The organism is Rhodococcus aetherivorans (genome assembly GCF_025722975.1).
GTDB classification, from domain to species: Bacteria; Actinomycetota; Actinomycetes; order Mycobacteriales; family Mycobacteriaceae; genus Rhodococcus; species Rhodococcus aetherivorans.
In genome coordinates, this window is record NZ_CP106982.1 from 5,773,157 (window position 1) to 5,799,255 (window position 26,099).

25 protein-coding genes are annotated in these 26,099 nt (G+C 67.7%); 15 read left to right on the plus strand and 10 right to left on the minus strand.

Going from position 1 to position 26,099, the window contains the following annotated elements; genetic code table 11:
- Nucleotides 1-37 precede the first annotated feature (37 nt).
- Nucleotides 38-1,060: a helix-turn-helix transcriptional regulator gene (locus OCS65_RS26480; RefSeq protein WP_006932671.1), complete on the plus strand. Its 1,023-nt coding sequence runs from the start codon at nucleotides 38-40 to the stop codon at nucleotides 1,058-1,060.
- Between the two features lie 193 nt (nucleotides 1,061-1,253).
- Here OCS65_RS26480 and OCS65_RS26485 read toward each other — a convergent pair whose 3' ends face one another.
- Nucleotides 1,254-2,306 carry a substrate-binding domain-containing protein gene (locus OCS65_RS26485; protein WP_006932670.1) on the minus strand — a complete coding sequence of 351 codons (1,053 nt, stop codon included), beginning with the start codon at nucleotides 2,304-2,306 and terminating at the stop codon, nucleotides 1,254-1,256.
- Nucleotides 2,307-2,392: 86 nt separating this feature from the next.
- On the opposite strand from OCS65_RS26485, the gene OCS65_RS26490 reads away from it, so the two are divergent.
- The 3 genes from OCS65_RS26490 (at nucleotide 2,393) to OCS65_RS26500 (ending at nucleotide 4,928) form a co-directional block, all read left to right on the plus strand.
- Nucleotides 2,393-2,824, plus strand: coding sequence for a MarR family winged helix-turn-helix transcriptional regulator (locus OCS65_RS26490; RefSeq protein WP_006932669.1), 432 nt, complete (start codon nucleotides 2,393-2,395; stop codon nucleotides 2,822-2,824).
- 114 nt (nucleotides 2,825-2,938) lie between these two features.
- A complete protein-coding gene (locus OCS65_RS26495; RefSeq protein WP_230304401.1) occupies nucleotides 2,939-4,240 on the plus strand; it encodes an acetamidase/formamidase family protein in 1,302 nt (433 codons plus the stop codon).
- A 73-nt stretch (nucleotides 4,241-4,313) separates the two neighbouring features.
- Nucleotides 4,314-4,928: an AmiS/UreI family transporter gene (locus OCS65_RS26500; protein ID WP_420833220.1), complete on the plus strand. Its 615-nt coding sequence runs from the start codon at nucleotides 4,314-4,316 to the stop codon at nucleotides 4,926-4,928.
- A gap of 39 nt (nucleotides 4,929-4,967) precedes the next feature.
- Here OCS65_RS26500 and OCS65_RS26505 read toward each other — a convergent pair whose 3' ends face one another.
- Nucleotides 4,968-5,417, minus strand: a complete 450-nt coding sequence (locus OCS65_RS26505; protein WP_050034484.1) for a MarR family winged helix-turn-helix transcriptional regulator — start codon at nucleotides 5,415-5,417, stop codon at nucleotides 4,968-4,970.
- Nucleotides 5,418-5,532: 115 nt separating this feature from the next.
- On the opposite strand from OCS65_RS26505, the gene couN reads away from it, so the two are divergent.
- Genes couN through couM form a run of 3 tightly spaced genes read left to right on the plus strand, consistent with a single transcriptional unit; the run spans nucleotide 5,533 to nucleotide 7,840 of the window.
- Nucleotides 5,533-6,444, plus strand: coding sequence for a 4-hydroxyphenyl-beta-hydroxyacyl-CoA dehydrogenase (gene couN, locus OCS65_RS26510; RefSeq protein ID WP_029547165.1), 912 nt, complete (start codon nucleotides 5,533-5,535; stop codon nucleotides 6,442-6,444).
- Nucleotides 6,441-7,331, plus strand: coding sequence for a 4-hydroxyphenyl-beta-ketoacyl-CoA hydrolase (gene couO / locus OCS65_RS26515; RefSeq protein WP_006932660.1), 891 nt, complete (start codon nucleotides 6,441-6,443; stop codon nucleotides 7,329-7,331). The genes couN and couO overlap by 4 nt, the downstream gene beginning before the upstream one ends.
- A 29-nt stretch (nucleotides 7,332-7,360) precedes the next feature.
- Nucleotides 7,361-7,840: a p-hydroxycinnamoyl-CoA hydratase gene (gene couM, locus OCS65_RS26520; protein ID WP_006932658.1), complete on the plus strand. Its 480-nt coding sequence runs from the start codon at nucleotides 7,361-7,363 to the stop codon at nucleotides 7,838-7,840.
- 82 nt (nucleotides 7,841-7,922) lie between these two features.
- On the opposite strand, the gene OCS65_RS26525 is transcribed toward couM, so the two are convergent.
- A complete protein-coding gene (locus tag OCS65_RS26525) occupies nucleotides 7,923-8,480 on the minus strand; it encodes a TetR/AcrR family transcriptional regulator (RefSeq protein WP_006932656.1) in 558 nt (185 codons plus the stop codon).
- Between the two features lie 101 nt (nucleotides 8,481-8,581).
- Between OCS65_RS26525 and OCS65_RS26530 the strand changes: the two genes are divergently transcribed.
- Nucleotides 8,582-8,974, plus strand: a complete 393-nt coding sequence (locus tag OCS65_RS26530; RefSeq protein ID WP_006932652.1) for an SPW repeat domain-containing protein — start codon at nucleotides 8,582-8,584, stop codon at nucleotides 8,972-8,974.
- Here the strand turns inward: OCS65_RS26530 and OCS65_RS26535 are convergent.
- The 6 genes from OCS65_RS26535 to OCS65_RS26560 form a co-directional block, all read right to left on the minus strand.
- Nucleotides 8,943-10,706, minus strand: a complete 1,764-nt coding sequence (locus OCS65_RS26535) for an FAD-dependent monooxygenase (protein WP_263508156.1) — start codon at nucleotides 10,704-10,706, stop codon at nucleotides 8,943-8,945. The genes OCS65_RS26530 and OCS65_RS26535 overlap by 32 nt on opposite strands.
- Nucleotides 10,707-10,858: 152 nt before the next feature.
- Nucleotides 10,859-11,248 (minus strand): nuclear transport factor 2 family protein, encoded by a 390-nt coding sequence (locus OCS65_RS26540; RefSeq protein ID WP_263510385.1) that lies wholly within the window; start codon nucleotides 11,246-11,248, stop codon nucleotides 10,859-10,861.
- A 79-nt stretch (nucleotides 11,249-11,327) separates the two neighbouring features.
- Nucleotides 11,328-12,491 (minus strand): acyl-CoA dehydrogenase family protein, encoded by a 1,164-nt coding sequence (locus OCS65_RS26545; RefSeq protein WP_006932646.1) that lies wholly within the window; start codon nucleotides 12,489-12,491, stop codon nucleotides 11,328-11,330.
- 121 nt (nucleotides 12,492-12,612) lie between these two features.
- Nucleotides 12,613-13,254, minus strand: a complete 642-nt coding sequence (locus OCS65_RS26550; protein WP_006932643.1) for a 3,4-dihydroxy-2-butanone-4-phosphate synthase — start codon at nucleotides 13,252-13,254, stop codon at nucleotides 12,613-12,615.
- A 79-nt stretch (nucleotides 13,255-13,333) separates the two neighbouring features.
- The gene (locus OCS65_RS26555) at nucleotides 13,334-13,786 is read right to left on the minus strand and encodes a flavin reductase family protein (RefSeq protein ID WP_044475691.1); all 453 of its coding nucleotides are present in this window, start codon (nucleotides 13,784-13,786) and stop codon (nucleotides 13,334-13,336) included.
- A gap of 252 nt (nucleotides 13,787-14,038) precedes the next feature.
- Nucleotides 14,039-15,313 carry a PucR family transcriptional regulator gene (locus tag OCS65_RS26560; protein WP_006932637.1) on the minus strand — a complete coding sequence of 425 codons (1,275 nt, stop codon included), beginning with the start codon at nucleotides 15,311-15,313 and terminating at the stop codon, nucleotides 14,039-14,041.
- Between the two features lie 306 nt (nucleotides 15,314-15,619).
- On the opposite strand from OCS65_RS26560, the gene OCS65_RS26565 reads away from it, so the two are divergent.
- From OCS65_RS26565 to OCS65_RS26585, 5 genes are all read left to right on the plus strand, one after another.
- A complete protein-coding gene (locus tag OCS65_RS26565) occupies nucleotides 15,620-16,192 on the plus strand; it encodes a VOC family protein (protein ID WP_029547159.1) in 573 nt (190 codons plus the stop codon).
- A gap of 55 nt (nucleotides 16,193-16,247) precedes the next feature.
- Nucleotides 16,248-17,138: a fumarylacetoacetate hydrolase family protein gene (locus tag OCS65_RS26570; RefSeq protein WP_263508159.1), complete on the plus strand. Its 891-nt coding sequence runs from the start codon at nucleotides 16,248-16,250 to the stop codon at nucleotides 17,136-17,138.
- On the plus strand, nucleotides 17,131-18,897 hold the full coding sequence (locus OCS65_RS26575; protein ID WP_263508161.1) for an FAD-dependent oxidoreductase: 1,767 nt from the start codon (nucleotides 17,131-17,133) through the stop codon (nucleotides 18,895-18,897). Before OCS65_RS26570 ends, OCS65_RS26575 begins: the two co-directional genes overlap by 8 nt.
- 108 nt (nucleotides 18,898-19,005) lie before the next feature.
- Nucleotides 19,006-20,994: an acetoacetate--CoA ligase gene (locus OCS65_RS26580; protein ID WP_263508162.1), complete on the plus strand. Its 1,989-nt coding sequence runs from the start codon at nucleotides 19,006-19,008 to the stop codon at nucleotides 20,992-20,994.
- A gap of 8 nt (nucleotides 20,995-21,002) precedes the next feature.
- Nucleotides 21,003-21,629 carry a malonic semialdehyde reductase gene (locus tag OCS65_RS26585; RefSeq protein ID WP_006932624.1) on the plus strand — a complete coding sequence of 209 codons (627 nt, stop codon included), beginning with the start codon at nucleotides 21,003-21,005 and terminating at the stop codon, nucleotides 21,627-21,629.
- Between the two features lie 11 nt (nucleotides 21,630-21,640).
- On the opposite strand, the gene OCS65_RS26590 is transcribed toward OCS65_RS26585, so the two are convergent.
- A complete protein-coding gene (locus tag OCS65_RS26590; RefSeq protein WP_006932622.1) occupies nucleotides 21,641-22,117 on the minus strand; it encodes an Lrp/AsnC family transcriptional regulator in 477 nt (158 codons plus the stop codon).
- A 265-nt stretch (nucleotides 22,118-22,382) separates the two neighbouring features.
- On the opposite strand from OCS65_RS26590, the gene OCS65_RS26595 reads away from it, so the two are divergent.
- Both OCS65_RS26595 and OCS65_RS26600 read left to right on the plus strand, forming a co-directional pair.
- On the plus strand, nucleotides 22,383-24,734 hold the full coding sequence (locus OCS65_RS26595; RefSeq protein ID WP_263508164.1) for a transketolase-like TK C-terminal-containing protein: 2,352 nt from the start codon (nucleotides 22,383-22,385) through the stop codon (nucleotides 24,732-24,734).
- A gap of 41 nt (nucleotides 24,735-24,775) precedes the next feature.
- Complete coding sequence (locus OCS65_RS26600) at nucleotides 24,776-25,930, plus strand: 2-oxo acid dehydrogenase subunit E2 (RefSeq protein ID WP_263508166.1); 1,155 nt, start codon at nucleotides 24,776-24,778, stop codon at nucleotides 25,928-25,930.
- Nucleotides 25,931-26,099 lie beyond the last annotated feature (169 nt).

The following is a 26,099-nucleotide window of genomic DNA, read 5'->3' on the forward strand; positions in this document are numbered from 1 at the left end:
CCTGGCCAACGCGCGACGCGCCGGGGATGATCACCTCATGTCCCGCGCCGACACGGAACGCCTCGCGGCCGCGCTGGCACTGAGTGCACGCCTCGCCCGCGACGACAACCCGACCGACCCAGCTCGCGTCCTGTTCGAGCTGTCCGCGTGCGTGCCGTTCGCGCATGGCGCCATCTCTCGCTGGGACGCGGCGCGCGGGTGCCACCGCACCGCCTCCAGCCTCGGCTACCCGCGGCCGATCGTCGACGCGATCAATCGCTTTCTGCCCCGCCACCCGCTGTTCGACGACATGCTCGGCCGGCGCCTGCCGCAGCAGCTGTGCACGGTGCCCCCGCGGCTGCGCCACGGTCCCGTCTTCGACGAGGTCATCGTGCCGCAGCAGTACACCGACGGCCTCAGCCAATGCCTGTTTGCCCCCGACGGGCGCTATGTGGGGATGTTGAACCTGAGCGCTGCCGGTGGACGGGTGTTCGATCGGGAAGACCTGGTCATGGTGGCGCTGCTCGCCGCCGACCTCGCCTGCGTCGTCGACCCGGCTGCCGCGCCCGGCCCCGCTGACCGAGATCCGGGGCGCGGGATCGTGCTCGTTGTCGCCGCATCCGGCGCGATCGACCGCCCCCTCGACGCGCCCCCGGAGCCCGCCGCCGCCGCGCTCGTAGCCGCGGGCGACGGGCTGCGTGCGGTCGCGGCCGAGGTGCGTCGCCGCGGGCGCGCCGCCGACTACCTGCTCATCGCCACCGGCATTGTCTACGACGCCCACCTAGCGCCCGCCCGCGGCGGAGGGGTCCTCGTGCGGGCGCGTGTCGTGCCACCGCCCGACGGTCTGACCGTGCGGGAACTGCAGGTGCTCGGCCTGGTGCGTGACGGCGCGTCGAATACCGCTATCGGTCGGGAGCTGGGAATCCGCCCGTCGACGGTGTCCACCCACTTGGAGCACGTGCTGCGCAAGACGGGCGCCGCCAACCGCACGGTTGCAGCCGTGCGTGCTGCCGAGTGGAAGCTGCGGCTCGTCGACCGCGCCGCGCCGCCAGTCCTCGCCGGCAACGCGCCGGCGTCGTGACCACGGCCCATGGCCTCGCTGAGTCCGATCCTCGCCGAGGCGCCGTGGGACCGGCCGGTGTGTTCCTGCTCCGCCCCGGGATCCCCGCGGAAATGCATGTGCTTCCAGTCCTGTTCGAACCGAGGCATGGCATCTGTCCGGCTGGTCTCCTGTGCTGATGACCATCGGGAGTCCTGCGCCCGGAGCAGGAGCGTCAGAGCGTGGCCACGACGTCGAATTCGTACCCGTCGGCCACGGCCATGTGCACGTCCTGGTGCATCAACCCGGCGCTGGCGTGCACCGACCCGCGGGGGCCGTCGTAGCTCAATGTGCCCGAGTGACGGAGGATCTCGTCGATCGTGTTGGATCCGGCCGCGGCGGTGAGCGCGGCGAGAGTGGTCACGCCCTCGTAACACGATTCGGCGGCGTTGTTCAGCGGTGGTGCGCCCGGACCGAACCGACGGACATAGGCGGACATGAAATCCTGCGCACACGCGGTGACGAGTGATGTGAAGTAGCTCGCGGCGACGAACAGGTTTTCGGTAGCGTCCGCCCCGCTTGCCAGTAGCATGTTCTCCTCCATCAGCGGACTGAACCGCAACAGCCGCTGATGCAGACCCCGTCCGCAGAACGCCCGGTTGAACGCGACTGCGTCACGACCCACGAGCAACATGACGGTGCCCTCGGCGCCGCTCTTTTCGATACGCGGCAGCACCCGGGAGAAGTCGGTGGTGCCGTAGTCGACGTAGATCTCCTCGACGACCTGCAGATCGAGCTCGTGACAGTAGGCGCGGATGGCGGGGACGGTCCGTCGCGGCCACACGTAGTTGGCGCCGACGACCGTCCAGCGCCGGATGCCGGCGTGCTCCCGCAGCCATCGCAACGCGGGACCGATTTGCAGGCCCGGGGTTTCACCGGAACAGATGATGCCCGGACGCGACTCGCCGCCCTCGTAGAGGGAGGTGTACACGTACGGGATCCGATGGGCCAGGACCGAGGAGAGCTGCTCGCGTACCGTCGAGATGTGCCAGCCGGTCACCGCGTGGATGCGGTCTGCGGCCAGCAGTCGAGCGATCTCGGCGCGAAGCTCCGGCGCGGGCAGGCTCGCGTCGATCACCTCGATTTCCACCTCGCGGGCGAGGATGCCGCCGTTGTCGTTGAGGGTCGCGGCGGCGAGGTTCGCGACGGCCTCACACGACGGACCGTAGATTCCGCCCGGCCCGCGCAGTGGAATGACCAGTCCGATGCGATAGCTCCTCGACATCATCGAGCCTCCTTGCGGCCGCTGCACGCGCGGTGGAATATTCATCTGGAAGTATTGCGTTCGGAACGATGTCTCAGCAAGGGGTGCCCATGGTGCAGGCTGATCGGGACGACGCGGTCATGGTGGATACGCTGGCGGTCGATCGGGCGGCCGCCCTGGTCCGCGCGGCCGTGCGGGGCGCCCTCACCGGGTCGGATCTCACCCTCGACCAGTGGCGGGTGGTCGACCACCTCGCCTCCGTGGAAGAGGCCACGATGAGTGCGATCTCCGCCGTCACCCTCATCCCGGGGCCGAGCCTGACCCGGACGGTCGATCGGCTCGTCGACGCCGCGCTGGCGTACCGGACCTTGGATTCCTACGATCGGCGACGCATGATGGTCCGCCTCAGTGCCCGCGGCATCGCTCGTCATCGTGCACTCGCCCCGGCGGTGACCGCCGCGCTCGCGGACGCGTTCGCCCCGCTCGCGCCTGCGGAGCTGCGTGAACTGGGAACGCTTCTGGAGAAGCTCACCACTCGCTGACCGTCGCCCCCGTGTGACTCACGGATGCTGCCGCGTGCCGCGCGGCAGCTTTCCTCGCGCGCCACGCACCCCTGCGCACGGAGGTAGCGGCGTCCGCTCCGAGATTATTTCCACTTGACACAGTTCCAAATGGAAGTAAATTGTGAGCCGCACCACGCACATCCCCCATTGGAGGTCGGACAGATGTCAAGCGATGTTGCTCTCCCCCGTTCGCTCGGAGCCGACGTGGACTTCACGCGCTCGGGCGTATCCCGTTTCCCCAACCGCGATCTCGGCGTTCCGAGATTCTGCTGCGAGGTGGGCGTCCCCCTTGCCGAGCAGAAGGAGCTCGGGCACAACCGCTGGCATCCCGACATTCCGCCGCTGCACGAACTGGATCCGGGTGACGAGGTGATCCTCGAAACCCCCGGCTACGACGACTACCAGCTCCAGGATGCCGACGAGGACCAGGACATCCGGGATCTGGACCTGACCCGTACCCATCCGATCGCCGGACCGGTCTACGTCAACGGCGCCGAGCCCGGCGACCTACTGGTGGTCGATGTTCTGGACGTGCAGCCGCTCTCGGGTATCGGATACTCGAACATCCTGCCCGGAATGGGCGGACCACTGGCGAGCTGGTTCCCTCGAGGCTTCAAGACGGTGTGGGACCTGCACGGTCTGTTCGCGACGAGCCGGCAGATCCCGGGCGTGGAGATCCCCGCGATCAGCCACCCCGGTGTGATCGGCGTGGCGCCGTCGCACGAGCTGCTGCAGATCTGGAACGAGCGGGAGGATCCGCTGATCGCCGACGGCCTGGCCGGCCCGCGGGAGGACGCGATCGCGACGTCGGTGCTGCGCACCCTGGAGGGCGACGAATGGGCGCGGGTCGCCGCCACGGCGGCGCGCACGGTGCCGCCCCGAGAGAACGGCGGCAACCTCGACATCAAGAACCTCTCCCGCGGCTCGCGGGTGTACTTCCCGGTTTTCGTCGAGGGGGCGCTCTTCTCGTGCGGCGACCTTCACTTCGCCGAGGGCGATGGTGAAATCACCTGGAACGCCATCGAAATGGATGGGTCCACGTGGCTGCGGTTCAACCTGATCAAGGGTGGCATGGCGAAGTACGGGGTGCGGAACCCGATGCTGCGACCCTCTCCTGTCGACCCGAACTTCGGTACCCGGTACCTGTCGTTCACCGGTTTGTCCGCGCGCGGCCGGGAGCAGAAGTACATCGATACCACCATGGCCGCGGTCGACGCCGTCGAACAGGCGATCGACTACCTCGGTAAGTTCGGTTACGCGCCCGAGCAGGCGTACACGATCATCAGCGTCGCACCGTGCGAGATGCACGTCGGCGGCATCGTCGACATTCCGAACGCGGCTGTCACGCTGAAGATTCCGCTCGACATCTTCGACAAGGACATCCTCCCCCAGTAAGTCGACGGGTCCGCGGTGCCGGGATGCTCGGACACCCCGGCACCGCGGGCGCCTCGGCGGAAAGCGACCGCAGATGACCGATGTCGGATTGTTCTACGTCGGTGCCGTCCTGATCGTGAACGGCATCATGCTTCTCGGGCGGATCTCCGCCCGCGCCGCTGCGCCGCTGAACCTGTGCGTCGGCACCCTCCAGGTGGTGATCCCGACCGCCCTGATCGTCACCACGGACGGTGGCGGCGCCGCAATCGCCGGGGCAGCCGGTCTCTACCTGTTCGGCTTCACGTACCTGTGGGTCGGGATCAACGCTGCGACGGGATGGCCTCCGGAAGGGTTGGGCTGGTTCTCCCTCTTCGTTGCGGTGGCCGCGGTCGGGTTTGCCGCCCGCACCTGGTACGACGGCGGCCGGCTCTTCGTCGTATTCTGGCTGGCCTGGGCCGGGCTTTGGTTGCTCTTCTTTCTGGTCCTGGCTCTCGGCCGCACCGAACTCACCCGCTTCACCGGTGCCGTGGCGATCACGGAGGGGGTGCTGACCGCGGCTGTTCCGGCAGGCCTCGCACTTGCCGGACTGTGGATCGATTCCGCCGCCGCTCTTGCCGCGACCGCACTCGGAGGCACCGTAGTGGCGGCGCTGTGGCTGGTCACCCGTCCGGCATCGATCGATGCGTCGACTCCTGCCCGGCAAGGCTGACATGCACCCAGCGCCGTCGGCGAGGCGGCTTGCGGCCGTTCAGGAGACCGAGTTCACCGACTCGGGAAAAACCATGCGGCCGAGCACATTGCGCATTTCGGTGAGAAGAGCCGGGTTCACGCCGGCGAAGTGCCGGTCCGACACCTCCTCGCTGAGCCGGCGCGCCTCGTCGCACAGCTTTCGCCCCTCGTCGGTGGCGACGATGAGCTTGTTGCGCCGGTCGCCCGGATCCGCGGTGCGCGCGACGAGGCCACGGCTCTCGAGTTCGTCGACGATCGCGACGATCTGACTGGGATCCAGTCCCATGTCCGCGGCGATGCGGCGCTGCGCCACACCGGCGGGTTCGTCGCACGCGAGGGAGAGCACCGTGTACGGGCGCACCCGCAGCCCGAGCGGGGCGAGGGCCTCGTTCACCGATCGCACCACCATCGCGCTGGCACGCGTCAGCAGAAATCCCAGGTCGTCCTCGAGGACGCGTCGACGTTCCATTCCGACAGCCTTTCGTCGTGACCCTCAGGGTAACAGTTCCTCAATCGTTGACTTTTTCAATAATAGATGTTCCTATGTGATTGGGAGTACATCAGCTCGAGCAACGGAGGATCTCGTGGACCTCAGCAACAAAGTCGCCGTCGTCACCGGTAGCGGACAGGGCCTCGGCCTCGCCTACGCCACCGAGCTGGCCCGTCACGGCGCCGCGGTCGTGATCAACGACGTCGACCGGGCCACCGCCGATGCCGCCGTCGCGACGATCACCGCCGCGGGCGGACGCGCCGTCGCCGTGGTCGCCCCCGTCGGCCCCACAGAGACGGCGAGGAAGCTCGTCGCGGCCGCGGTCGAGCACTTCGGCCGCCTCGACGTGATGGTGACCAACGCCGGCATCCTGCGCGACAAGGTGCTGTGGAAGATGACCGACGACGACTTCGACGCCGTGATCGACGTGCACCTGCGCGGCACCTTCACGTGCGTGCGCGAGGCCGTGCTGCGCTTCCGCGAGCAGGGCGAGGGCGGGCGCATCATCGCCATCGGCTCCCCCGCCGGCCAGCGCGGCAACTTCGGCCAGACCAACTACGCCGGCGCCAAGGCCGCCGTCGTCGGCATGGTCCGCACCTGGGCGATGGAACTGCAGCGCGCCGGCATCACCGCCAACGCCGTGTGCCCCGTCGCCGTCACGGCGATGACCGAGACCGTGCCGATCTTCGCGCCCTACATCGAACAGATGAAGCAGACCGGCGAGCTGCCCGCGGTCATCCGCCGCGAGGTCGGCATGGGCACCCCCGAGGACGTCGCGGGCCTGATCGCCTTCCTCGCCTCCGACGACGCCGCCGCCATCACCGGTCAGGCGTTCTCCGTCGGCGGGGATCGCCTCGCACTGTGGTCGCACCCGCAGCTGACCGCCACCGCCTTCCACGACGGCGGCTTCTCCGCCGACGACGTCGCCGCCCAGTGGCCCATCGTGTTCGCCGACCGCGTCGAGTCCGTCGGCGAGGAATTCCCCGAGGAGGTGCTCGCCAAGTGAGCCGTTACGAGTACGGCATCGACTTCGACAAGATCGACGCCCTCGATATCCACACCCACGTCGAGATCGACGGCTGCGGCCACCGGTCCATGGACGACGAACTGATGGCCGCGTCGGAGAAGTACTTCAAGTCCGGCGAGGAACGCACCCCGACCATCAAGTCCATCGCCGAGCACTACCGCGAGCGGAACATGGCCGCGGTCGTGTTCACCGTCGACGCGCAGTCGGCCACCGGGCACGCCCCGAACTCGGTCGAGGAGATCGCCGAGTTCGCCGCCGAGAACAACGATGTGCTCATCCCCTTCGGCTCCGTCGACCCCCTGCAGGGCAAGGCCGCCGTCCAGCGGTTGCGCCGCCTGGTCGACGAGTACGGCGTCAAGGGCTTCAAGTTCCACCCGAGCATGCAGGGCTTCGAGCCCAACGACCGGCGCTTCTACCCGCTGTACGAGGCCCTCGTCGAGGCACAGGTGCCGGCCCTGTTCCACACCGGGCAGACCGGCATCGGCGCGGGGCTGCCCGGCGGGCACGGCATCAAGCTGCGCTACTCCGACCCGATGCTGCTCGACGACGTCGCCGCCGACTTCCCCGATCTGACCATCGTCATGGCCCACCCCGCTGTACCGTGGGTCGACGCGCAGATCTCCATCGCCACCCACAAGGCGAACGTCTACCTCGACCTGTCCGGCTGGTCGCCGAAGTACTTTCCGCCGCAACTGGTCAAGGCCGCGAACACGATGCTGCGCCGCAAGGTGCTGTTCGGATCCGACTTCCCGGTCATCCAAGTGGATCGATGGCGCAACGATTTCGCCACTCTCGACATCAAACCCGACGTAGCCCCGATGATCTTCAAGCAGAACGCGCTGCGCGTTCTCGGCATCGAGCGCTGACGTCGGTACCTGCGAACCGAGGAGTTCCCATGACCATTCCCGCCACCGCCACCACCCACGTCGCCACCCTGGACGATCTCGAGGCACTCGTCGGGCAACCGCTCGGTGTCAGCTCGTGGCTGCCCGTCGAGCAGGACCGCATCCAGACCTTCGCCGACGCCACCGACGACCACCAGTGGATCCACCTCGACGTCGAACGGGCGAAGAAGGAAAGCCCCTTCGGCGGCCCCATCGCCCACGGCTACCTCACGCTCTCGCTGATCATCCCGATGTGGAGCGAGGTGCTGAAGGTCGACAGCGTGACCATGGCCGTCAACTACGGCCTGAACAAGGTCCGCTTCACCAACCCCGTTCCGGCCGGCGGCAAGGTCCGCCTCAACGCCACGCTGAAGTCGCTCGAGAAGCTGCCGAAGGGCGGCGTGCAGATCACGATCGACGGCATGATCGAGCTCGAGGGCAGCGAGCGGCCCGCCGTCGTCGTCGAGGCGGTCTACCGCATGTTCGATTAGCGGCCGCCGCCTGCAGCCGAGCGAATGTACCCTTCCGTCGATCTACAAGGGGGAAGGGTACATTCGCTCGTTCCAGGACGGCTCACGGTTGCACGAACGCGGGCAGCAGCGTCTGCGCGACCCGTTCGTTCCAGTTGGCGTCGATGTCACCGCTCCGGGCCCGTTCCGCGAAGTAGGCACCGACGATGCAGTCCAGAAATGTTTCGACGTCGAGGTCGGCTCGCACCAGTCCCCGCGAGATGTGGTGTCGCACGACCTCGGTCAAGGTGCTGCGGTGGCGCACGAGCACCGAGCGGATGAGACCGGTGAACGCGGGATCCGCATCGGTCACCAGCGCAGCAAGGCCGCCGAATCCGACGCCCCCGTCGACCGAACGGAGGGACTGCTCGGCCAGCCACGTCAGCACCTGGTGCGCGGTGGCATCCGGCGCGGGAGGCGCGGGCTGCGCGATCGGCTCCATCACCGCGGTGAGCATCTCGTCCCGGTCGCGGTAGCGGCGGTAGATGGTGGTGCGGGCCATGCCCGTGTGTGCGGCCACGGCCTCGATCGTCACCGCCTTGGGCCCCTTGCGACGCAGCAGCTCGAGCACGGCGTCGGCGATGCGTTCCTCCGGCGTGGCAGTCCCCTCACCTTGCCGCATGCGCCCCCTCCTGTCCGCTGTCTCGACTTACGACAATCCTACAATAGCGCTACACTATATGTAGCTACGCAACATGTAGCGATTCGAAGAGAGGGACGCACATGAAGATCTCGAACTCGTCGGCCGGAGCGATCGCCCTGATCCTGGGCATCGTCACCATGACCGCATCGGTATGGTTCGACACCACCCCCGTCGGCTCCGGGGTCACTCTCGGACTGGGCGCCATCGCCGCGATCTACGCCCTGTGGTCGCTGATCGCCCGGGATCCGACCAAGGACCACTGGTCCCTGTCCGTCGTCGGCCTGATCTTGTTCATCTCGCCGTGGATCGGGCAGTTCGCCGGCGACGGCGCGGCCTGGACCGCGTGGATCGCGGGCGCGCTCATCATGCTCGTCGGCAGCAGCGCCTACCTCGCCGACGAGTTCGCCGACGTCACGGCGTCGACCCAGGGACGGTCCCCGATCACGAAAACTGTGGTCCTCGAACAGAAGTAATGGCCAAGCACGCGGATGTGTCGACTCGACCGGTGACCGCCCCGATCAGCGCGGACACATCCTCGGGAATGCTGTTTCCGCGCCACGCCACGTGACCGTCCGGCCGCACGAGTACGAGATCGGCCTCGTAGACGGCGCGCACCGTGGCGTCGTCCACCGCGAGCACTCGAATGGGCATGTTCGCGGCGGCTGCAGCATCGACCAGTTCCGTCGCGGCGTCCTTGCCGACGAAGCTGACGATCGTGAACGTGTCGCGGTAGGCGTCGAGCATGGACCGGCCGTCCGGCAGCCGCACGTGCGGTGCGCGTGCGCCGGGAAGAGTGGTGGGGATGTAGGTCGAACCGTCGTTGTCGGGGACAGGACTGTCGTCCCGGACGATCACCGGCGAGGCGTACACATACCCCATTTCCACGCCGAAGCTCTCGTGCTCACCGGTGTGGGAAGCGAAGTACTCCTCCAGGGCGTGCCGGTGCTCGTCTGCTTCGGCGGTGTCGGCTTCGACGAGTTCGCGGTCGACGAGCTGCTGGGCTTCGACGTGGACGCCGAGATGGCGGAACGACCAGTCCCGGGCCATGACCGCGACCGGACGACGCTCGGTTTCGTAGCTGTCGAGAAGATCGTTGCCGCCGTATCCCTGGATGACTGCGGCGAGCTTCCATCCGAGGTTGACGGCATCGGCGATGCCGGTGTTCAGTCCGTATCCGCCGGTCGGGATGACCTCGTGGGCGGCGTCGCCTGCGACGAACAGCCGACCGAGGCGGTACCGGTCGGCGACGAGTACGTTCGCGTGCCACACACTGCTCTGCAGGACCTCGTCGACGTCGAGGTGCCGGCCGCAGACCGCGTCCAGCAGTTCCTGCTTGTCGATGTCTTCGGTCCGCACACCGTCGGTGATGGCGCTGGTCTGCAGCGTCCACGTGTCGCGTTCGTCCTGGGCGATGATCGCGCCGACGCCGCCGCCGACGAAGAAGGTGTGCCAGAACTGGCCGTGCGCGTGCAGGGTCTCGAGATCCCGGGACTTGAAATGCACCTGGCAGAACGTGATGACGCCACGCTCGCCCTCCATGGTCAGCCCCATGGCGCGGCGCACGACCGAGGCGGCGCCGTCACATCCGACGACGTAGTCCGCCGCGAGTGTGTGGACGGTGCCGTCGACCGGGGAGGTGATCTCGATCCGGACGCCGCTGTCGTCCTGGGTGACGGCGGTGACGCGCCAGGGCCGGAGAACCTCGATGTTCTCGTCTGCGAGACAGCGGCGCATGAGCAGCTTTTCGACCTCGATCTGGGTGACCCGCTGCCAGGCGTGCGCCGGCGTGGTGCCGTCGTTCCTGGACGCGATCCACTCGGACATCTCGTCGACGCTGGGGTACTTCCAGCGGCCTACCTGCCGGCCTGCCATCGAGGTGCAGAAGACGACATCGTGCGAGTGCTCCGGGGCGACGCCGACCGACCGGATGTCGTCGACGAGACCGAGCCGGTCGAGAAGCTCCATGCTGCGCGCATTCGTCAGATCCATCTTCGGAAAGCGGGTCGTCTGCGGAGCCTGTTCGACGAGGGTGCTGCGGATCCCGTGCAGGCTGAGTTCGAGCGCGAGAATCATCCCTACCGGGCCCGCGCCGGAAATCACCACCGGTCGCCGCGACGACACATCGATCGCCGTGGCGGCGTTCGTCGACGACGGCCCGGGGCCGACCGAGTCCTGTTCCGGCTCCCGACTGGTGGGATGGTTCATGGTGGTTCCTTTCGAGGTGTTCCACCCCGTACGCGATCGTGGAGTGCGACGGGGCGTGGGGGATGCGCAGGTGGGCGGAGGGTGGGCGAGGTGGCGTCACCGAGTCGGGCGGCTGCCACCGGTAGGTCTGCGGCGGCAGCCGCCTCTCGGTGTCAGCGCGCGGCGACGACCGGGCTGGGATCCATGAAGATCAGATACTCGGTCACTTTCCCGTCCTCGATGCGGGTGCGGGTGACCGCGGGAAGGGTGAACGTGGTGCCGTCGTTCATCGTGTACGTGACGTTCACATGCAAGGCGGTGACGTTCCCGTCGGACCATTCTTCGAGGATGACGTGCCGCATTCCGGCGACCGATCCCAGGTAGGACGCCACCCACTCCTGGATCGCCTCGCTTCCTTCGACCGTGTCGTTGTTCCCCATGCGGAAGATGCAGTCCGGAGAGAAATACCCGAAGAATCGGGCGATATCGGTGTCCGCGGCATAAAGAAGGCTACGAGTGATCTCGAGGGCGGTGACATCGGGTGAGGTCGGGTTAGAGGTCATGGCGTTCACTTCCGTTGCGGTGAAGGTGCTCGTACGTCGCGCACCTGGAGGGCGTGTCAGTGGACCGATTCGGGGTGTGTCAGAGCAGCGGGTCGGCGACGGGGAGGTCGAGGGTGAAGCGACCCATCGTTTCCGATGCGGTGTCGATGTCGAGGAAGGCGTGTACCGCCAGGACATTGAGGTCGCGATGGAAGCGCTGGATCGGCGAGGCGGTGCGGAATCCGTCGCCGCCGATGCCGCGCACCATGTCGTTGAGTGCATTGCGGCACAGGTCGGTCATGTACGCCGCCTTCAGTTTCATTTCGGCCCGATCCTGCGGATCCGACTGCTCGGGACGCTGTGCGGTGAGGCGTTCGAAGAAGGCGTGCAGGAGAGTCTCTGCGGCGTCCGCCGCGGCAAGGGCACGGCCGAGCCGCATCTGGGCGGCCTGCTTGCCGGCGGCCTTCTCCTGGCTCAAGGTTCCCTGCCGTTGACGGGTGCGGTCGACGAAGGCGTTCGTCGCCCCCCGCATGGCGCCGACGACGACGGGGGTCACCTCCGCCATCGCGAAGGGCAGGAACGGCAGGTGGTACATCGGGTTCTCGTGGATCAGCATGCCGGGGGCCGTGCCGGCGAGGGCGAGGTCGAACGGGCCGGTCCGGTAGTCGGGGACGAACACGTCCTCGACGGAGACGTCGTTGCTGGCGGTCCCGGCCATGCCGGAGATGTACCAGGTGTCGTGGATCTTGACCTCACTGCGAGGAACGAGGAACCACAAAGGCGCCGGCGGGCGCCCCTCCTCGATGGAAACTCCTGCGAAGGTGAACCATTCGGCGTGGGCGGAACCGGAGTTCCAGGCGGTCTGGCCGGTGATCCGGTAGCCGCCCTCGACCTTCTGCACTCCGCGCAGCGGGGCGGCAGTGCCGGCGGTGAGGGTGTAGGGCTTGTCCGCGAACATCTCCCGCTGTGCCTGCTCGGGGAAGATGTTCACGCGCCATGCCGCGCCGATGTAGAAGGAGGTGACCCACCCCGTCGACGGGCACACCGCGCTGATGGCGCGAACGATGTCGGCTGCGACGTCGAGACCGAGTTCGAGCCCGCCGTACGCTTTCGGTGTCAGCGTCGCCAGGATCCCCGAGTCGATCAGGTCGGTGATCGTTTCGTCGAGCGGCGCTCGGTTCTCCTCGGTTTTCTGGGCGCGTTCGGCCAAGGCCGGCACCAGGTCGTTGACGCGGCTCATCAGTTGATCGGCGGTGATGTCCATGGTTTCCTCGCTTCGGGATGGGGGGGTCGAACTGATCGCAGAGAGCTGACCCACGCCGGCACCGCACACCTCGGGTGCGCGACATCGGCTGGATCGGAAGAGATTCGGAAAAGGGTGGCGGTCAGCGGGAGCGTTCGTGATGCTCGTCGGGTGCTACGAGGGTGAGGTCGTAGCTGTCGGCCAGTGCCTCGGCGTCGTGGGGGCCGGCGGTGTTCACCGGGTCGCTGATGCCGTCGAGTTCGGCGAAGACCGCACCGGAGTATTCCGGCCGTGCCAGATCGGTCAGCGCGAGCGCGCAGGCGGCGACTGTCTGTCGTTCGCACAGGACTCGCGGATCGACCCGCACGGGGACGAGGTGCCCGGGCCTGCTGAGGTCGTCGACGCTCGAGCGGGGATCCGCGAGCACCCGGGCGGTGAGAGCCCGATCTGCCCCGGAGATACCGGTGGTGACTCCGGCCGAAGCGTCGACGGCAACACATTGGCCGTATGCGCATACCGACGGTGCACGCGAACTCGGAGTGGCTTCGGGCAGACCGAGCCGGTCGCAGTCCCGCTCGTGGAGGGCCACTTGGACGAATCCCGTGCTGTGTCGAATGACGAAGGCCATCTGCTCGGTGGTCACGGTGCCTGCACATCCGACGAGCACGAGACGAGCACCGTGCCGCAGGATGATCAGTTCGCCTCGTGCCAGGGCGCGCATGCCCTCGGCTGCAGTCGACCACGGTGTCCGCGGGAGAGCGGCATATGCAACGGAGGTGGTCATGACTTTCCTCTCTTCGAGGGTGTTCGGCGCTGGGGAACAGGGGCAGAAGCGACAGACGCTGCCGACCGGCACTGTCCGGTTACACCATTTCCAGCGCGCAGTGGGTGCCGAAGGTGCGGCGGTGATAGGTGAGGGGGTCACTGTCGCGCTGCTCGGCGGCGACGACAGTGCCCAGCACGATCATGTGGTCGCCGCCTTCGAGGATCCGTTCGACGGTGCACGCTACCCATCCGGCCGCACCGGTGATCCGGGGCAGGTCGTGGTCGATGTCCCAGCGGACCCCGTGGAACTTGCCGAGGCCGTTCTTGGTGGCGAATTTCAGGGCGGCGCTGTGTTGGTCACTGGACAGGATGTTCAGGCCGAACTTGCGCGACTCGGTGACGAGTTCGAGGGTTTCGGACCCCCTGTCGAGGGAGACGAGGACCATCGGAGGGTTCATCGACAGCGAGAGGAAGGCGCTGACGGTGGTGCCGACAGGCAGCCCGCCGTCCATGGAGGTTGCGACGGCGACGGGGGTGGCTACGTGCGCCATCACGTTCTTGAATGTTTCCTGGAGCGAGGTCAACGGACGTGTCCTTCGATCGACCGCGGGACATGCCGCGGGTCTGGAGGATGGGGCGCCGGGACCCGCTTCGACTGCTCTCACCGCGGTGGCCGGCTGTGTTCTAGGACACAAGTAGACCGCACGGGTTGCGCCTTGCGCATTGGTGCGCAGCCTAAGGTTGCGCACCAACCTTGGTTTCCAGACCAACCTGCGGACGCAGGATGCCGGTACCGCCGAGCGCTATTCTCGGGCGAGCGGATCTCCGCGAAGCCACTCGTGAATGCGGAGCGCGGCACGCAGGTCGGTGGTCGTCTCCCCCGAATGACCACACAGATTCAACGCCTTGTGCACGCGATAGGTCACCGTGTTCTTCGAGATATGCTCTGCCGCAGCCACCTTGGACAGACTGTGATCCATGTCGAGATAGCGGCGCAGCGTCGACCGAAGCTCTGCCATGCGAGGTTCGCGCTGCGCGAGTGGGCCCAGCAGCCGCGATGCGAACTGTTCTGCCGCGTCCGGATCCGACAGGAGCAACACCTCGAGTGCGACGTGTTCGTGGGCCACGGTGCAGGGACCCTGACCCGGGCGAAGGCGGATCAGCCGTTCGACCGCCTTGGCTTCGGCATGGCTTCGACGGAAGCCCTCCACCCCGACGCCCGTCTCCCCTACCACGACGAACGCGTCGTCGAACGTGGGTAGCGCATACCGGTGCGGCGAACTCCCGGAGGTCATGGTTCCCCATGCCCATACCGTCTGGAGCCCGACCGGTAGTACCAACGAGGCCGACGGGACGCCTCGCTGCCGCAGGACGGTGTCGACGACGGCACGCAGATCCCGGGTGGAGTGCGGTCCGCTCCACGCGACGAGTGCAATGTGGGGGCCGGCGAGCGCATAGCCGAGAACCTTCTCGGCGTGGACCCGATCGACGTCCTCGGCGCCCAGGATCTGGTTCACCAGATCGAATCGGGCTGCAGACACCCCCGCGGCCCAGACACTCTGCTCCTCGATGAAAGCCGAGGCAGCCACGGCCGTGAAGTCGTCGTGCACTTCGAAGAGCAACACCGAGATCCGCCGAAGTTCGGCACTGCTCTCCGTGGGCGGGAGCACAAGGCGCGCCGCGTCGAGCAGGGCCGCGGCCAGCACGGCGTACCCCACGCGAATGGCACGCAGCAGATCGTCGAGGGCCATACCTCGACGAGCGAAGTCCCGGGCGATCTCGCCCACCTCGGCACTGGCCAGCGTGGTGTCGGGCTCGCCGAGACCGGCCACCAACATCAGTGCGCGCAGCGTGGTGGAGGTGGTGGCACGACGCACCGCCTCCCTGGCAGCCGCCTCGTCCGCCAGGGCCGGTATCTTCTGGGCAATCCTGGCGGCGATGTCCTGACCGACCTCGACCGCCCAGGTCACCGCCCCGCCCCCGAGAGCCTCCCTGACGCGCTCGGCATCCGGGCTCAGCCACTCGTCCTCGGCCTGGGGTGCACGTGCTCCCGAGAGCTCATATGTCCAATGCGGCACTGCGGTGTCCTTCCGATTCGCCCCCGGGCACGGTGAGTAGACGACTCTATTGGGCTCCAGACCAACTCTGTCCGGATTTCTTGGCTTCCAGCCCGTAGCCGCACAAGGCGACATCGGATGGAATTGTGCAACAGATCACGTGACAGAGACCACATCAAGAATCCGTCCCGGCAGCGCCGTCGCTTCCACAGACAGCAGCGTTCCCGTCCTGAGCACGCTGTTGCCCGAGCGGCCCACGTGGAGGTCCGCCCGGATTCGCTCGAGGTCTCGCACCGACGACCACGTTCAGCTCCGAAGGAGACACCGATGACCTCCACCCCCAAGTTCGCTCACGTTGTGCTGCAGACCAGTCGTTTCGACGAGATGCGGGACTGGTACTGCACCGTCCTCGACGCTCACGTGGTCTACGAGGGCCACGGCCTGTGCTTCATCACCTTCGACGAGGAGCATCACCGCGTTGCTCTGCTCGGCGCCCCCGTCGAACTGGCGCCGCGCAACCCCGGAGCCGCCGGCATGCACCACACCGCCTACACCTTCGACACCCTGCAGGATCTGCTCGACCGGTACGACAGGCTCAAGGACAAGGGCATCGAACCGAAGGTGCCGATCCAGCACGGGGTGACCACGTCGCTGTACTACCAGGACCCGGACGGGAATTTCGTCGAACTGCAGATCGACAACTTCGCCACACCGGAGGAGGCGACCGAGTACATGCACGGGCCGGAATACGGCAACAACCCCGTCGGTGTGTCGTTCGTCCCCGAGTTGATGCGCGAGGCGCTCGCGATGGGCACCCCGGTCTCGGAGATCACCACCCATGCCTGGGCTCTCGAGACCAGCCCCCATCTGCCCGATCCGATGGTCGCGCTCACCAGCTGACCCGACGGCCTCTACCGATACCGACACTCGATCGTCTCTCGAAGGACTCGTTCTCATGCGTGTGGCAAATCAATCCGGCCGGCTCGTCCTCGTCGCGGACGGACGCGGCGTCGACGTCGAAACCGTCAGCGCCGGGCGCTTCCCTGCGGATCCCCAGCAGATTTTCGAGCGCTGGGACGAGTTCGTCTCGTGGGCCCGGACAGTGGACTTCTCCAATGCTGCTTCGGTGATCGAATCGGAGCTGCACGCTCCGGTTCCCCGGCCGGGCCAGATCTTCGCCGTCGGCGTGAACTACGCCGATCACGTCGAAGAATCCGGTCTCGAATTGCCCGATGCGCCCTTCGTGTTCACGAAGTTCCCCGCCGCGATTGCCGGACCGTACGACACCATCGAACACCCCGGCGGCTCGGTGGACTTCGAGGTCGAACTCGTCGCGGTCATCGGCAAACACGCCCGCCACGTCCCCGTCTCGCAAGGCTGGGACCACGTCGCCGGCCTCACCCTCGGTCAGGACCTCTCCGAACGCGAGCTGCAGCTGTCCGGACCACCGCCGCAGCAGTTCGCCCTCGGCAAGTCCTTCACCGGCTTCGCGCCGATCGGACCCGTGCTGGTCACCCCCGACGAGTTCGCCGATCGTGACGACGTCGAGGTGAGCACTGTGCTCTCGGGTGAACTCATGCAGAAATCCCGCACCCGGCATCTGATCTTCCCGATCCCCGTGCTGGTGTCCTACCTGTCGTCGATCGTGCCGCTGCGTCCCGGCGATCTGATCTTCACCGGCACCCCCGCGGGCATCGGCTTCACCCGCGAGCCCAAACGCCTCATCGGCACCGACGACGAACTCGTGAGCCGGGCCGAGGGCATCGGCGAGATGCGCCACCGCTTCGTCGCCACCGGCCGCCCCCACCCCCTCACCACCGTTTCCAGGAGCACGCACCATGTCTGACATCACCGTTCCCGTACTCGTCGTCGGCGGCGGCGGCTGCGGCCTGACCACCTCGATCCTGCTCTCCGAGCACGGCATCGACCACCATCTCGTCGAGCGGCACACCGGCACCTCGCCGCTGCCGAAGGCCCACTACCTCAACCAGCGCACCATGGAGGTGCTCCGGCAGTACGGTGTCGCGGACTCGATCTACGAGGTCGGCACGCCGCCGAAGAACATGGGCAAGACCCGCTGGGTGACCTCCCTGGGCGGCGACGGCGAACTCGACGGCCGCACCCTGTTCACCCTCGACTCCTTCGGAGGCGGCGGCCTCGAGAACAAGTACGCCGACGACAGCCCGTGTCTGTCGAGCAACTACCCGCAGGTGCGGCTCGAGCCGCTGCTGCGCGCGCACGCCGAGCAGCGCGCACCGGGCTCGATCCACTTCCACCGGGAACTGGTCTCGTTCACCCAGGACGACGACGGCGTCGATGCGGTCATCCTCGACCGGGACACGCAGCAGACCTACACCGTCCACGCCCAGTACCTGGTCGCCGCCGACGGCGGCAAGACCGTGGGCCCCGAACTGGGGGTGACGCTGGAGGGCCCGACCGGGATCCTGGACATGGTCAGCACCCATTTCACCGCGGATCTGTCGCAGTACTGGGAAGACGACGTGCTGATCACCTGGCTGGTCAACCCGGAAGGGGCCGGCTCGTGGCACAGCGGCGCCATGGCCGCGATGGGACCGACCTGGGGCAAGCATTCGGAAGAGTTCGTCATCCACTTCACCTTCCGCCCGGACGACCCCAACCGCTTCGACGAAGAGGCCATCGTTCCCCGGCTGCGGGAACTGCTCAAGCTGCCCGACCTCGAACCGAAGGTGCACAAGGTCAGCCACTGGATCCTCGAAGGGGTGCTCGCCGACAAGTACCAGGTCGGGCGGATCTTCCTCGCCGGGGACGCCGCCCACCGGCACCCCCCGACCACCGGTCTCGGGCTCAACACCGCGATCCAGGACGCCCACAACCTGGTGTGGAAACTCGCCGCGGTCCTGCGGGGGGACGCCTCGCCCGCCCTCCTCGACAGCTACGAGCCGGAACGGCGCCTGGTGGGCATGCGCAACGTCGACTGGGCCATGTTCACCTTCCTCAACCACATGGTCATCGACGCCGGCCTCGGGCTGAGCCCCGATCAGCCTCTCGAGCTTCGCACCCAGGTGTTCCGCGACTTCTTCTCCGACACCCCGATGGGCGAAACCCGCCGGGCGCGGGCGTTCGAGGTCGCCAACACCCAGCGCACCGAGTTCCAGGCGCACGACCTCGAGATCGGCTTCGCCTACCAGGACGGCGCCCTGGTGCCCGACGGCAGCGACGCTCCGCCGCGGGACCCGATGGGCAGCGTGTACTTCCCCACCACCCGTCCCGGACACCGCCTTCCCCACGCCTGGATCGAGCACCACGGCCGCCGGGTCTCCACCCACGATCTCACCGGCACCGATACCGCCTTCGTGCTCGTCACCGGCGCCGAGAGCGAGGCCTGGGTGAGCGCGGCCGACACGGTCGAGAAGAAGTTCGGGATCCGCATCAAGGTCGTCACGATCGCCGACGGCGCCGACTACACCGATCCCACCGGCCGCTGGAACGAACTGCGCGAGATCGCAGAAGACGGGGCGATCCTGGTCCGCCCCGACAACCACGTCGCCTGGCGCAGCGCCGAACGCGCCACCGCTCCGGCCGACGAGCTCGCACGCACCGTCGGCACCCTCCTGTCCCGCTGAGCCGACGCCGCACTCGCCGTCCCGGCGACCGACTCCCCGCGCACGCACCAGCGCATACCTCGGTCGGTCGCCGGGGTGGCATACCAGTCGAAAGGAAACCCCCCACCGATGTCCGGTCCCGAGCCCGAACTGTTGTGGTCTCCCGCTGCCGAGCGGGTCGCCTCCTGCCGGATGTCGCAGTACCAGCGCTGGCTCGCCACCGAAAAGAACGTGAGCACCACCGATTACCGGTCGCTGTGGCAATGGTCGGTGACCGATCCGGAGGGATTCTGGTCCTCGATCTGGGAGTACTTCGACGTCCTCGCCTCGGTTCCCGCTTCCACCGCGCTGGCCGCAGACAAGATGCCCGGGGCGCAGTGGTTCCCCGGGGCGCGGCTGAACTGGGCGGAGAACCTGCTACGGCACATCGACGCCGACGGCCCGGCAATCATTTCGCTCGACGAGGACGGCCACCGATCCGAGATCGGGCGGGCGCAGCTGGTGTCCCAGGTCGCCACTCTCGCCGCACAGTTCCGCGCCATGGGGGTGCGCCCCGGCGACCGGATCGCGGCGGTGCTGCCGAACATCGCGCCGACGGTGGTCGCGGTGCTCGCCGCGGCCAGCGTCGGCGCGGTGTGGTCCTGCTGCGCACCGGACTTCGGTCTCAAGGGACTGCTGGACCGGTTCACCCAGATCGAACCGACCGTGCTCATCGGCGTCGACGGCTACCGGTTCAACCACAAGACCGTCGACCGCCGCGCCCTGCTCGCCGAGCTGCAGGCCCACCTGCCCACCGTCGAAAACACCATCATGGTCCGCCACCTCGACAGCACGGCACCGCTTCCCGACGGTGTCCTCGATTTCGCCGAGCTGATCACCGGTGACGCCGAACCTCGGTACGAGCAGGTGCCGTTCGAGCATCCCCTGTGGATCCTCTACAGCTCCGGCACCACCGGGCTGCCCAAGGGCATCGTGCACTCGCACGGCGGCATCCTGCTCGAATCCCTCAAGGCCAACGCCCTGCACTACGACCTCGGCCCCACCGATCGGGTGTTCATCGCCGCCAGCACCGCGTGGGTGGTGTGGAACATGCTCGTCGACGCCATGGTCACCGGCGCGACCATCGTCACCTACGACGGCAGCCCCACCGCCGACGGCCCCGACACCCTGTTCCGTATCTGCGGTAAGGAACGCGTCACCCGTTTCGGCACCGGAGCCGCCTACCTGACCCTGTGCGAAAAGGCCGGCGCCACACCGGGTGAGCACTTCGACCTCGGCTCCCTGCGGTCGATCATGAGCACCGGCTCGCCGCTGCCCGACTCCACCTGGGCCTGGGTCTATCAGGCAGTCAAGACCGATGTGCACCTCGGTTCCGACAGCGGAGGGACGGATGTGGCCACCGCGTTCGTCGGGGCCAATCCCCTCCAGCCGGTGTACACGGGCGAGCTGCAGGGACCGTGCCTCGGCGTCGCCGTCGAGGCCTGGGATACCGAGGGACACCCGCTGATCGACGAGGTCGGGGAGATGGTGATCACCGCGCCGATGCCGTCGATGCCGATCTACTTCTGGAACGACCCCGACGGTCACCGCTACCACGACGCGTACTTCGACACCTTTCCCGGAGTGTGGCGGCACGGCGACTGGATCACCGTCACCGGCCGCGGCAGCTGCCTGATCCACGGCCGCTCCGATTCGACCATCAACCGCGGCGGTGTGCGGATGGGCTCGGCCGACATCTACCAGGCCGTCGAAGCCCTCCCCGAGATCGCCGACGCCCTGGTCATCGGCGCCGAACTCCCCGACGGCGGCTACCACATGCCCCTGTTCGTGGTACTCCACCCCGGATACGACCTCGACGACGCTCTCGTCGACAAGATCCGCACCACCATCCGCACCGAGGTCTCCCCCCGCCACGTGCCCGACGAGATCGTCGACGTCCCGGCCGTACCCACCACCCGCACCGGCAAGCGCCTCGAGGTGCCGATCAAGAAGCTCATCCAAGGGGCCCCGCCGGAGACTGCACTGAACCGGTCCACCGTCGCCGATACCGACGCTCTGGACTGGTACATCGACTATGCCAACGCCTTTCACCGCTCTCGCCAGACACAGGATCAGTGAGGACTGCCGTGACCGACACCGTCGAGAACCCTGCACCCCACCGGCTCGAGCCTGTCGAAGACCGGGCGCTCGAGGCGTTGTTCACCGCGGCGCGGACCGCGAACACCTTCGCACCCATCCCGGTGTCCGACGAACACCTCACCGAGATCTGGGAGCTGGCACGCTGGGCACCGACCGGGGCCAATACTCAGCCGCTGCGAGTGGTGTTCGTACGCACCGAGTCCGGGCGTCATCGTCTGGTCGCCCACATGAACGACGGCAACAAGGCCAAGACCGCTTCGGCTCCGGCCGCGGCGATCCTGGCCGTCGACACCCGGTTCCACGACCATATGGGCACGCTGCTGCCGTTCAAGCCCGAACTCGGGCCGCTCTACGAATCGAACGAGGCAGTCCGGTCGGCCACCGCCCAGCTGAACGCGGCGCTGCAGGCCGGCTACTTCATCCTCGCCGTCCGGGCCCGCGGTCTGGCGGCCGGGCCGATGAGCGGCTTCGACGCCGCCGCACTCGATGCCGACTTCTTCCCCGACGGGCAGTGGCGGTCGCTGCTGGTCGTCAACATCGGCTACCCGGGGCAGAATCCGTGGTTCGAGCGGCTTCCGCGCCTCGAGCACACCGAGTGCCTCCGCTGGGAGTGATCGTGGGTTACTTACTCCGCGAGCGTGTCGAGCAGTGGTCGGACCCGGTAGTCCACCATTTCGCGCATCACCAAGGCCGTCGTGGTGCGTTTGACGCCCTTGATGTTCAGGATGTCCCCGGCGACGCGATACAGATCGTCCGCGTCCCGGGCTGCGACGTGGACGAGCAGATCGGCGACGCCGCTGAGGCCGTGCACTTCCAGAACTTCGGGTATCGCGTCGAGTGCGGCCCCGACCCGGTCGAGTTTGCGCTGGGTGACGTTGGTGAGCACATACGCCTGCAGCGGATACCCGAGGATTGCCGGGTCGATGCGGCGTTCGAACGAGCGCAGCGCCCCCGCCTCGTCGAGCTTGCTCAAACGTGCTTGAACGGTGTTGCGGGACAGACCTGTTCGCTCGGCCACCGCCAGGACGGTGGCGCGGGGGTCGTCGGACAGGGCGGTCAGGATTCGCGCGTCGATCCGGTCGGCTCGGTGTGTGCTTGGCACAGTGCCCACCTCCCTTTCGTCCACACCCGCCAGCGGGGTGCATAATGCTCAATTTTCGGTTCCAGTATTGCGCAAACAGACACCCGCTGGTGGACTGTTGTAACACCCCGCAGGTCGGGCAGCCTCCCAGACACAATCCGGTTGGCATCCCCATTCCTTCGCCGCTCGGCCGCGTCTCATCCGTCGCCGGCCGAGCCGGCTCCCCTCGGCACCTGATGCAGTAGTCCTGCCCGGTTCCGCGTTGTTGTCTTCAAGGAGAATTCCGATGTCCCTGCCCGTGTCCCTCGACTCCGTGACCCCGCACCCCACCGACCACACCGGTGCGTCCGAGGACCTTGCCGCCCTCGAGGCGATCCGGCAGCGGGTGTTGTGGCTGTCGACCTCGATGATCCACCACGCGAACCGGGTCCGCCCCAACCCCACCGGCCTGAAAGTCGGTGGCCATCAGGCGTCCTGCGCGTCGATGGTCTCGATCATGACCACCCTGTGGTTCGAGCACCTGCAGCCCGGGGACCGGGTCTCGGTCAAACCCCACGCCTCCCCGGTGCTGCACAGCATCAACTATCTGCTCGGCGAACTGGACGAGAAGTACCTGACCACCCTGCGCGAGTTCGGGGGCCTGCAGTCGTATCCGAGCCGGTCGAAGGACCCGGACACGGTCGACTACTCCACCGGGTCGGTCGGGATCGGCGCCACCGCCCCGATCTGGGGTGCGATGTCCCGCCGCTACGTCGACACCCACCTCGGCGACACCGGCCGGGGCCGGCAGTACTCACTGGTCGGCGACGCCGAACTCGACGAGGGCGCGGTCTGGGAGGCCATCCTCGATCCCGGTATCACCGACCTCGGTGAGGTGGTGTGGATCGTCGATCTGAACCGCCAGTCCCTGGACCGGGTGGTGCCCCACATCGCCGCCCGCCGCCTGGAGAAGATGTTCGACGCCGCCGGCTGGCAGGTCGTCACCGTCAAATTCGGCACGCTGCTCGAAGAACTGTTCGCCCGACCCGGCGGGGATGCGCTGCGCACCCGCATCCTGGACATGCCGAATCCGGAATACCAGCGGCTGCTGCGCTGCACCCCGGCCGAGGTCCGCGACCGGCTGCCCGGCGACGGCCCCGGCAGCACGCAGATCGCCGAGCTGATCGCCACCCTCGACGATGCGACACTCACCGCCGCGGTCCGCAACCTCGGCGGACACGATCTTCGAGCCCTCTCGGAGGCGTACCGGCAGATCGACGACACCCGCCCCACGGTGATCATCGCCTACACCATCAAGGGCTACGGCCTGCCCACCGAAGGCCACCCGCAGAACCACTCCGCGCTGCTGACCGTCGACGAATACACGCAACTGGCCTCGGCCTTGGGAATGGACCCGCAGCACCCGTGGGGCCGGTTCGCGGCCGACACCTCAGCGGGACAGCTGTGCCAGAGCACCGCCGATCGGCTGCGGCGCGACGCGACCCCGGCGCTGCCGAACCTGACGATTCCCACCGATATCGGCCGCACCCCCAAGGGCACCGCCACCACCCAAGCCGCCCTCGGCCGGGTACTGCTGGACCTGACCCGCGAAGCCCCCGAGGCCGCCGGGCGGGTGGTCACCGTCAGCCCCGACGTCAGCTCCACCACCAACCTCGGCGGCTGGGTGAACAAGGTCGGCGTGTGGTCGGCGGCCGAGCGGCACAACTGGTTCGCCGACGACGCCGAAACGATCATGCACTGGAACGAACGCCCCACCGGCCAGCACATGGAACTCGGCATCGCCGAAACCAACCTGGTCGGACTGATCGGCGAACTCGGCGCCACCTGGAGCCGCTGGGGCCAGCCGCTGCTGCCCATCGGGGTGCTCTACGACCCGTTCGTCGAACGCGCCCTCGAGCCCTGGTCGTACGGCATCTACGCCGGCGGACAGTCCATCCTCGTCGGCACCCCCTCCGGGGTCACCCTCGCCGCCGAAGGCGGTGCGCACCAGTCGATCAAGACCCCCTCGATCGGTCTCGAACAACCCGGCTGCATCAGCTACGAACCGGCCTTCGCGATCGACGTCGAATGGACCCTGCTCGCCTCCCTCGCCCGGCTCGGCCGCCCCGACGGCACCTCCGCGTACCTGCGGCTGTCCACCCGCCCGGTCGATCAGACCCTTGCCGCCGTGCCCACCGACCCGGCCGCGCGCGAACGCCGCCGCCGCCAGGTCGTCGCCGGTGGCTACCCGATCCGGCGCCGCGACGACGCGCAGGTCACGATCGTGGCGATGGGCGCGATGATCACCGAGGCGCTCGCCGCCGCCGACCGGCTCGAGGCCTCCGGTGCGCCGGCCGACGTGCTGTGCATCACCAGCCCCGGACTGCTGTTCGAGGCCTGGCAGGCCCGCCAGGGCCGAGCCTCGGGTCAGAGCTGGATCCTCGATCAGCTCTTCCCCGCCGACCGCGCCACCCCGATGGTCACCGTCCTCGACGGCCACCCCCACACCCTCGCCTTCCTCGCCGGCATCAACCGGGTGCGCAGCACCTGCCTCGGCGTCAGCAAGTTCGGGCAGGTCGGCGGGCTCGACGACGTCTACCGCTACCACGGCATCGACACCGACAGCATCGTCGCCGCCGCCCTCGACCTCCTCCCCTGACCTGGCACCGTTCACGCATCACCGGAAACAGAAGAGACCCCATGACCACCGGACAACTCACCGGCACCACCGTGCGCATGCCGGCCCTCGGCGAGAGCGTCGACGAGGGCACCGTCACCCGCTGGCTCAAACGACCCGGCGACCACGTCACCGCCGAAGAACCGTTGCTCGAGGTCGCCACCGACAAGGTCGACACCGAGATCCCCTCCCCCGTCACCGGTGTCCTGCAACGCATCCTCGCCGAGGAGAACGACGTCGTCGCCGTCGGCGCCGACCTGGCCGTCATCGCCGAACCGGACACCGGATCGGTGGATACACCCTCTGAGCCACCCATCCCGGCGCCTGCTGCGAATCCGGCACCCCCGGCCGCGGCGGCGCCGGTGGCGCCGGTGGCTGCGGCTCCTCCCCTGCGGCCGTCGCCCCCGGCACCGCCCCCCACACCGAAAGACGCTGCCCCACAACCGAAGGACCCCGGGACCGGCGACACCACGGTGGAAAAGCTGCCCCGCATCCGCCGCACCATCGCCCGGCGAATGGTCGAGTCGCTGCAAACCGCCGCCCAGCTGACTACGGTGTTCGAGGTGGACGTCACCGCCATCGCCCGGTTGCGCACCACCCACAAGGACGAGTTCTACGACCGCACCGGGATCAAGCTCTCGTTCCTGCCGTTCTTCGCCAAGGCCGCCGTCGACGCGCTCGCGCAGCACCGGATTCTGAACGCTTCGCTGAACAGCGAGGTCACCCAGGTGACCTATTTCGACCATTGCCACCTGGGCATCGCCGTCGACAGCGACAAAGGGCTGATGGTGCCGGTCATCCGCGATGCCCAGAATCTCGGGATCGAAGGGCTCGCCCGGGCCATCGCCGGCAAGGCCGAACGCGTCCGCACCGGCACCATCTCCCCGGACGAACTGACCGGCGGCACCTTCACCCTCACCAACACAGGAAGCCGCGGCGCCCTGTTCGACACCCCGATCCTCAACCAGCCCCAGACCGGCATCCTCGGCGTCGGTGCCGTGGTCGAACGACTGATCCCCATCCGAGCCGACGGTGAACTCCGCATCGACGTGCGCTCGATGGCCTACCTGTCGATCACCTACGACCACCGCATCGTCGACGGCGCCGACGCCGCCCGCTTCCTCACCACAGTCAAGAACACCCTCGAATGCGGCTTCACCACAACCGACCTGACCTGACCGCCCACCACACCCGGAAGGAGCAAGCGTGAGCCCGGACGATCGCACCCTGCTGGCATTGGCCGTCAAATGGTCCCCCTTCGGCGGAGGAGACGAGTACATCCTTCCCGAATTCGGCCTCACCCCCGCGGTGTTCTACCAACGCCTTCTGGCGATGGTGACCACCACT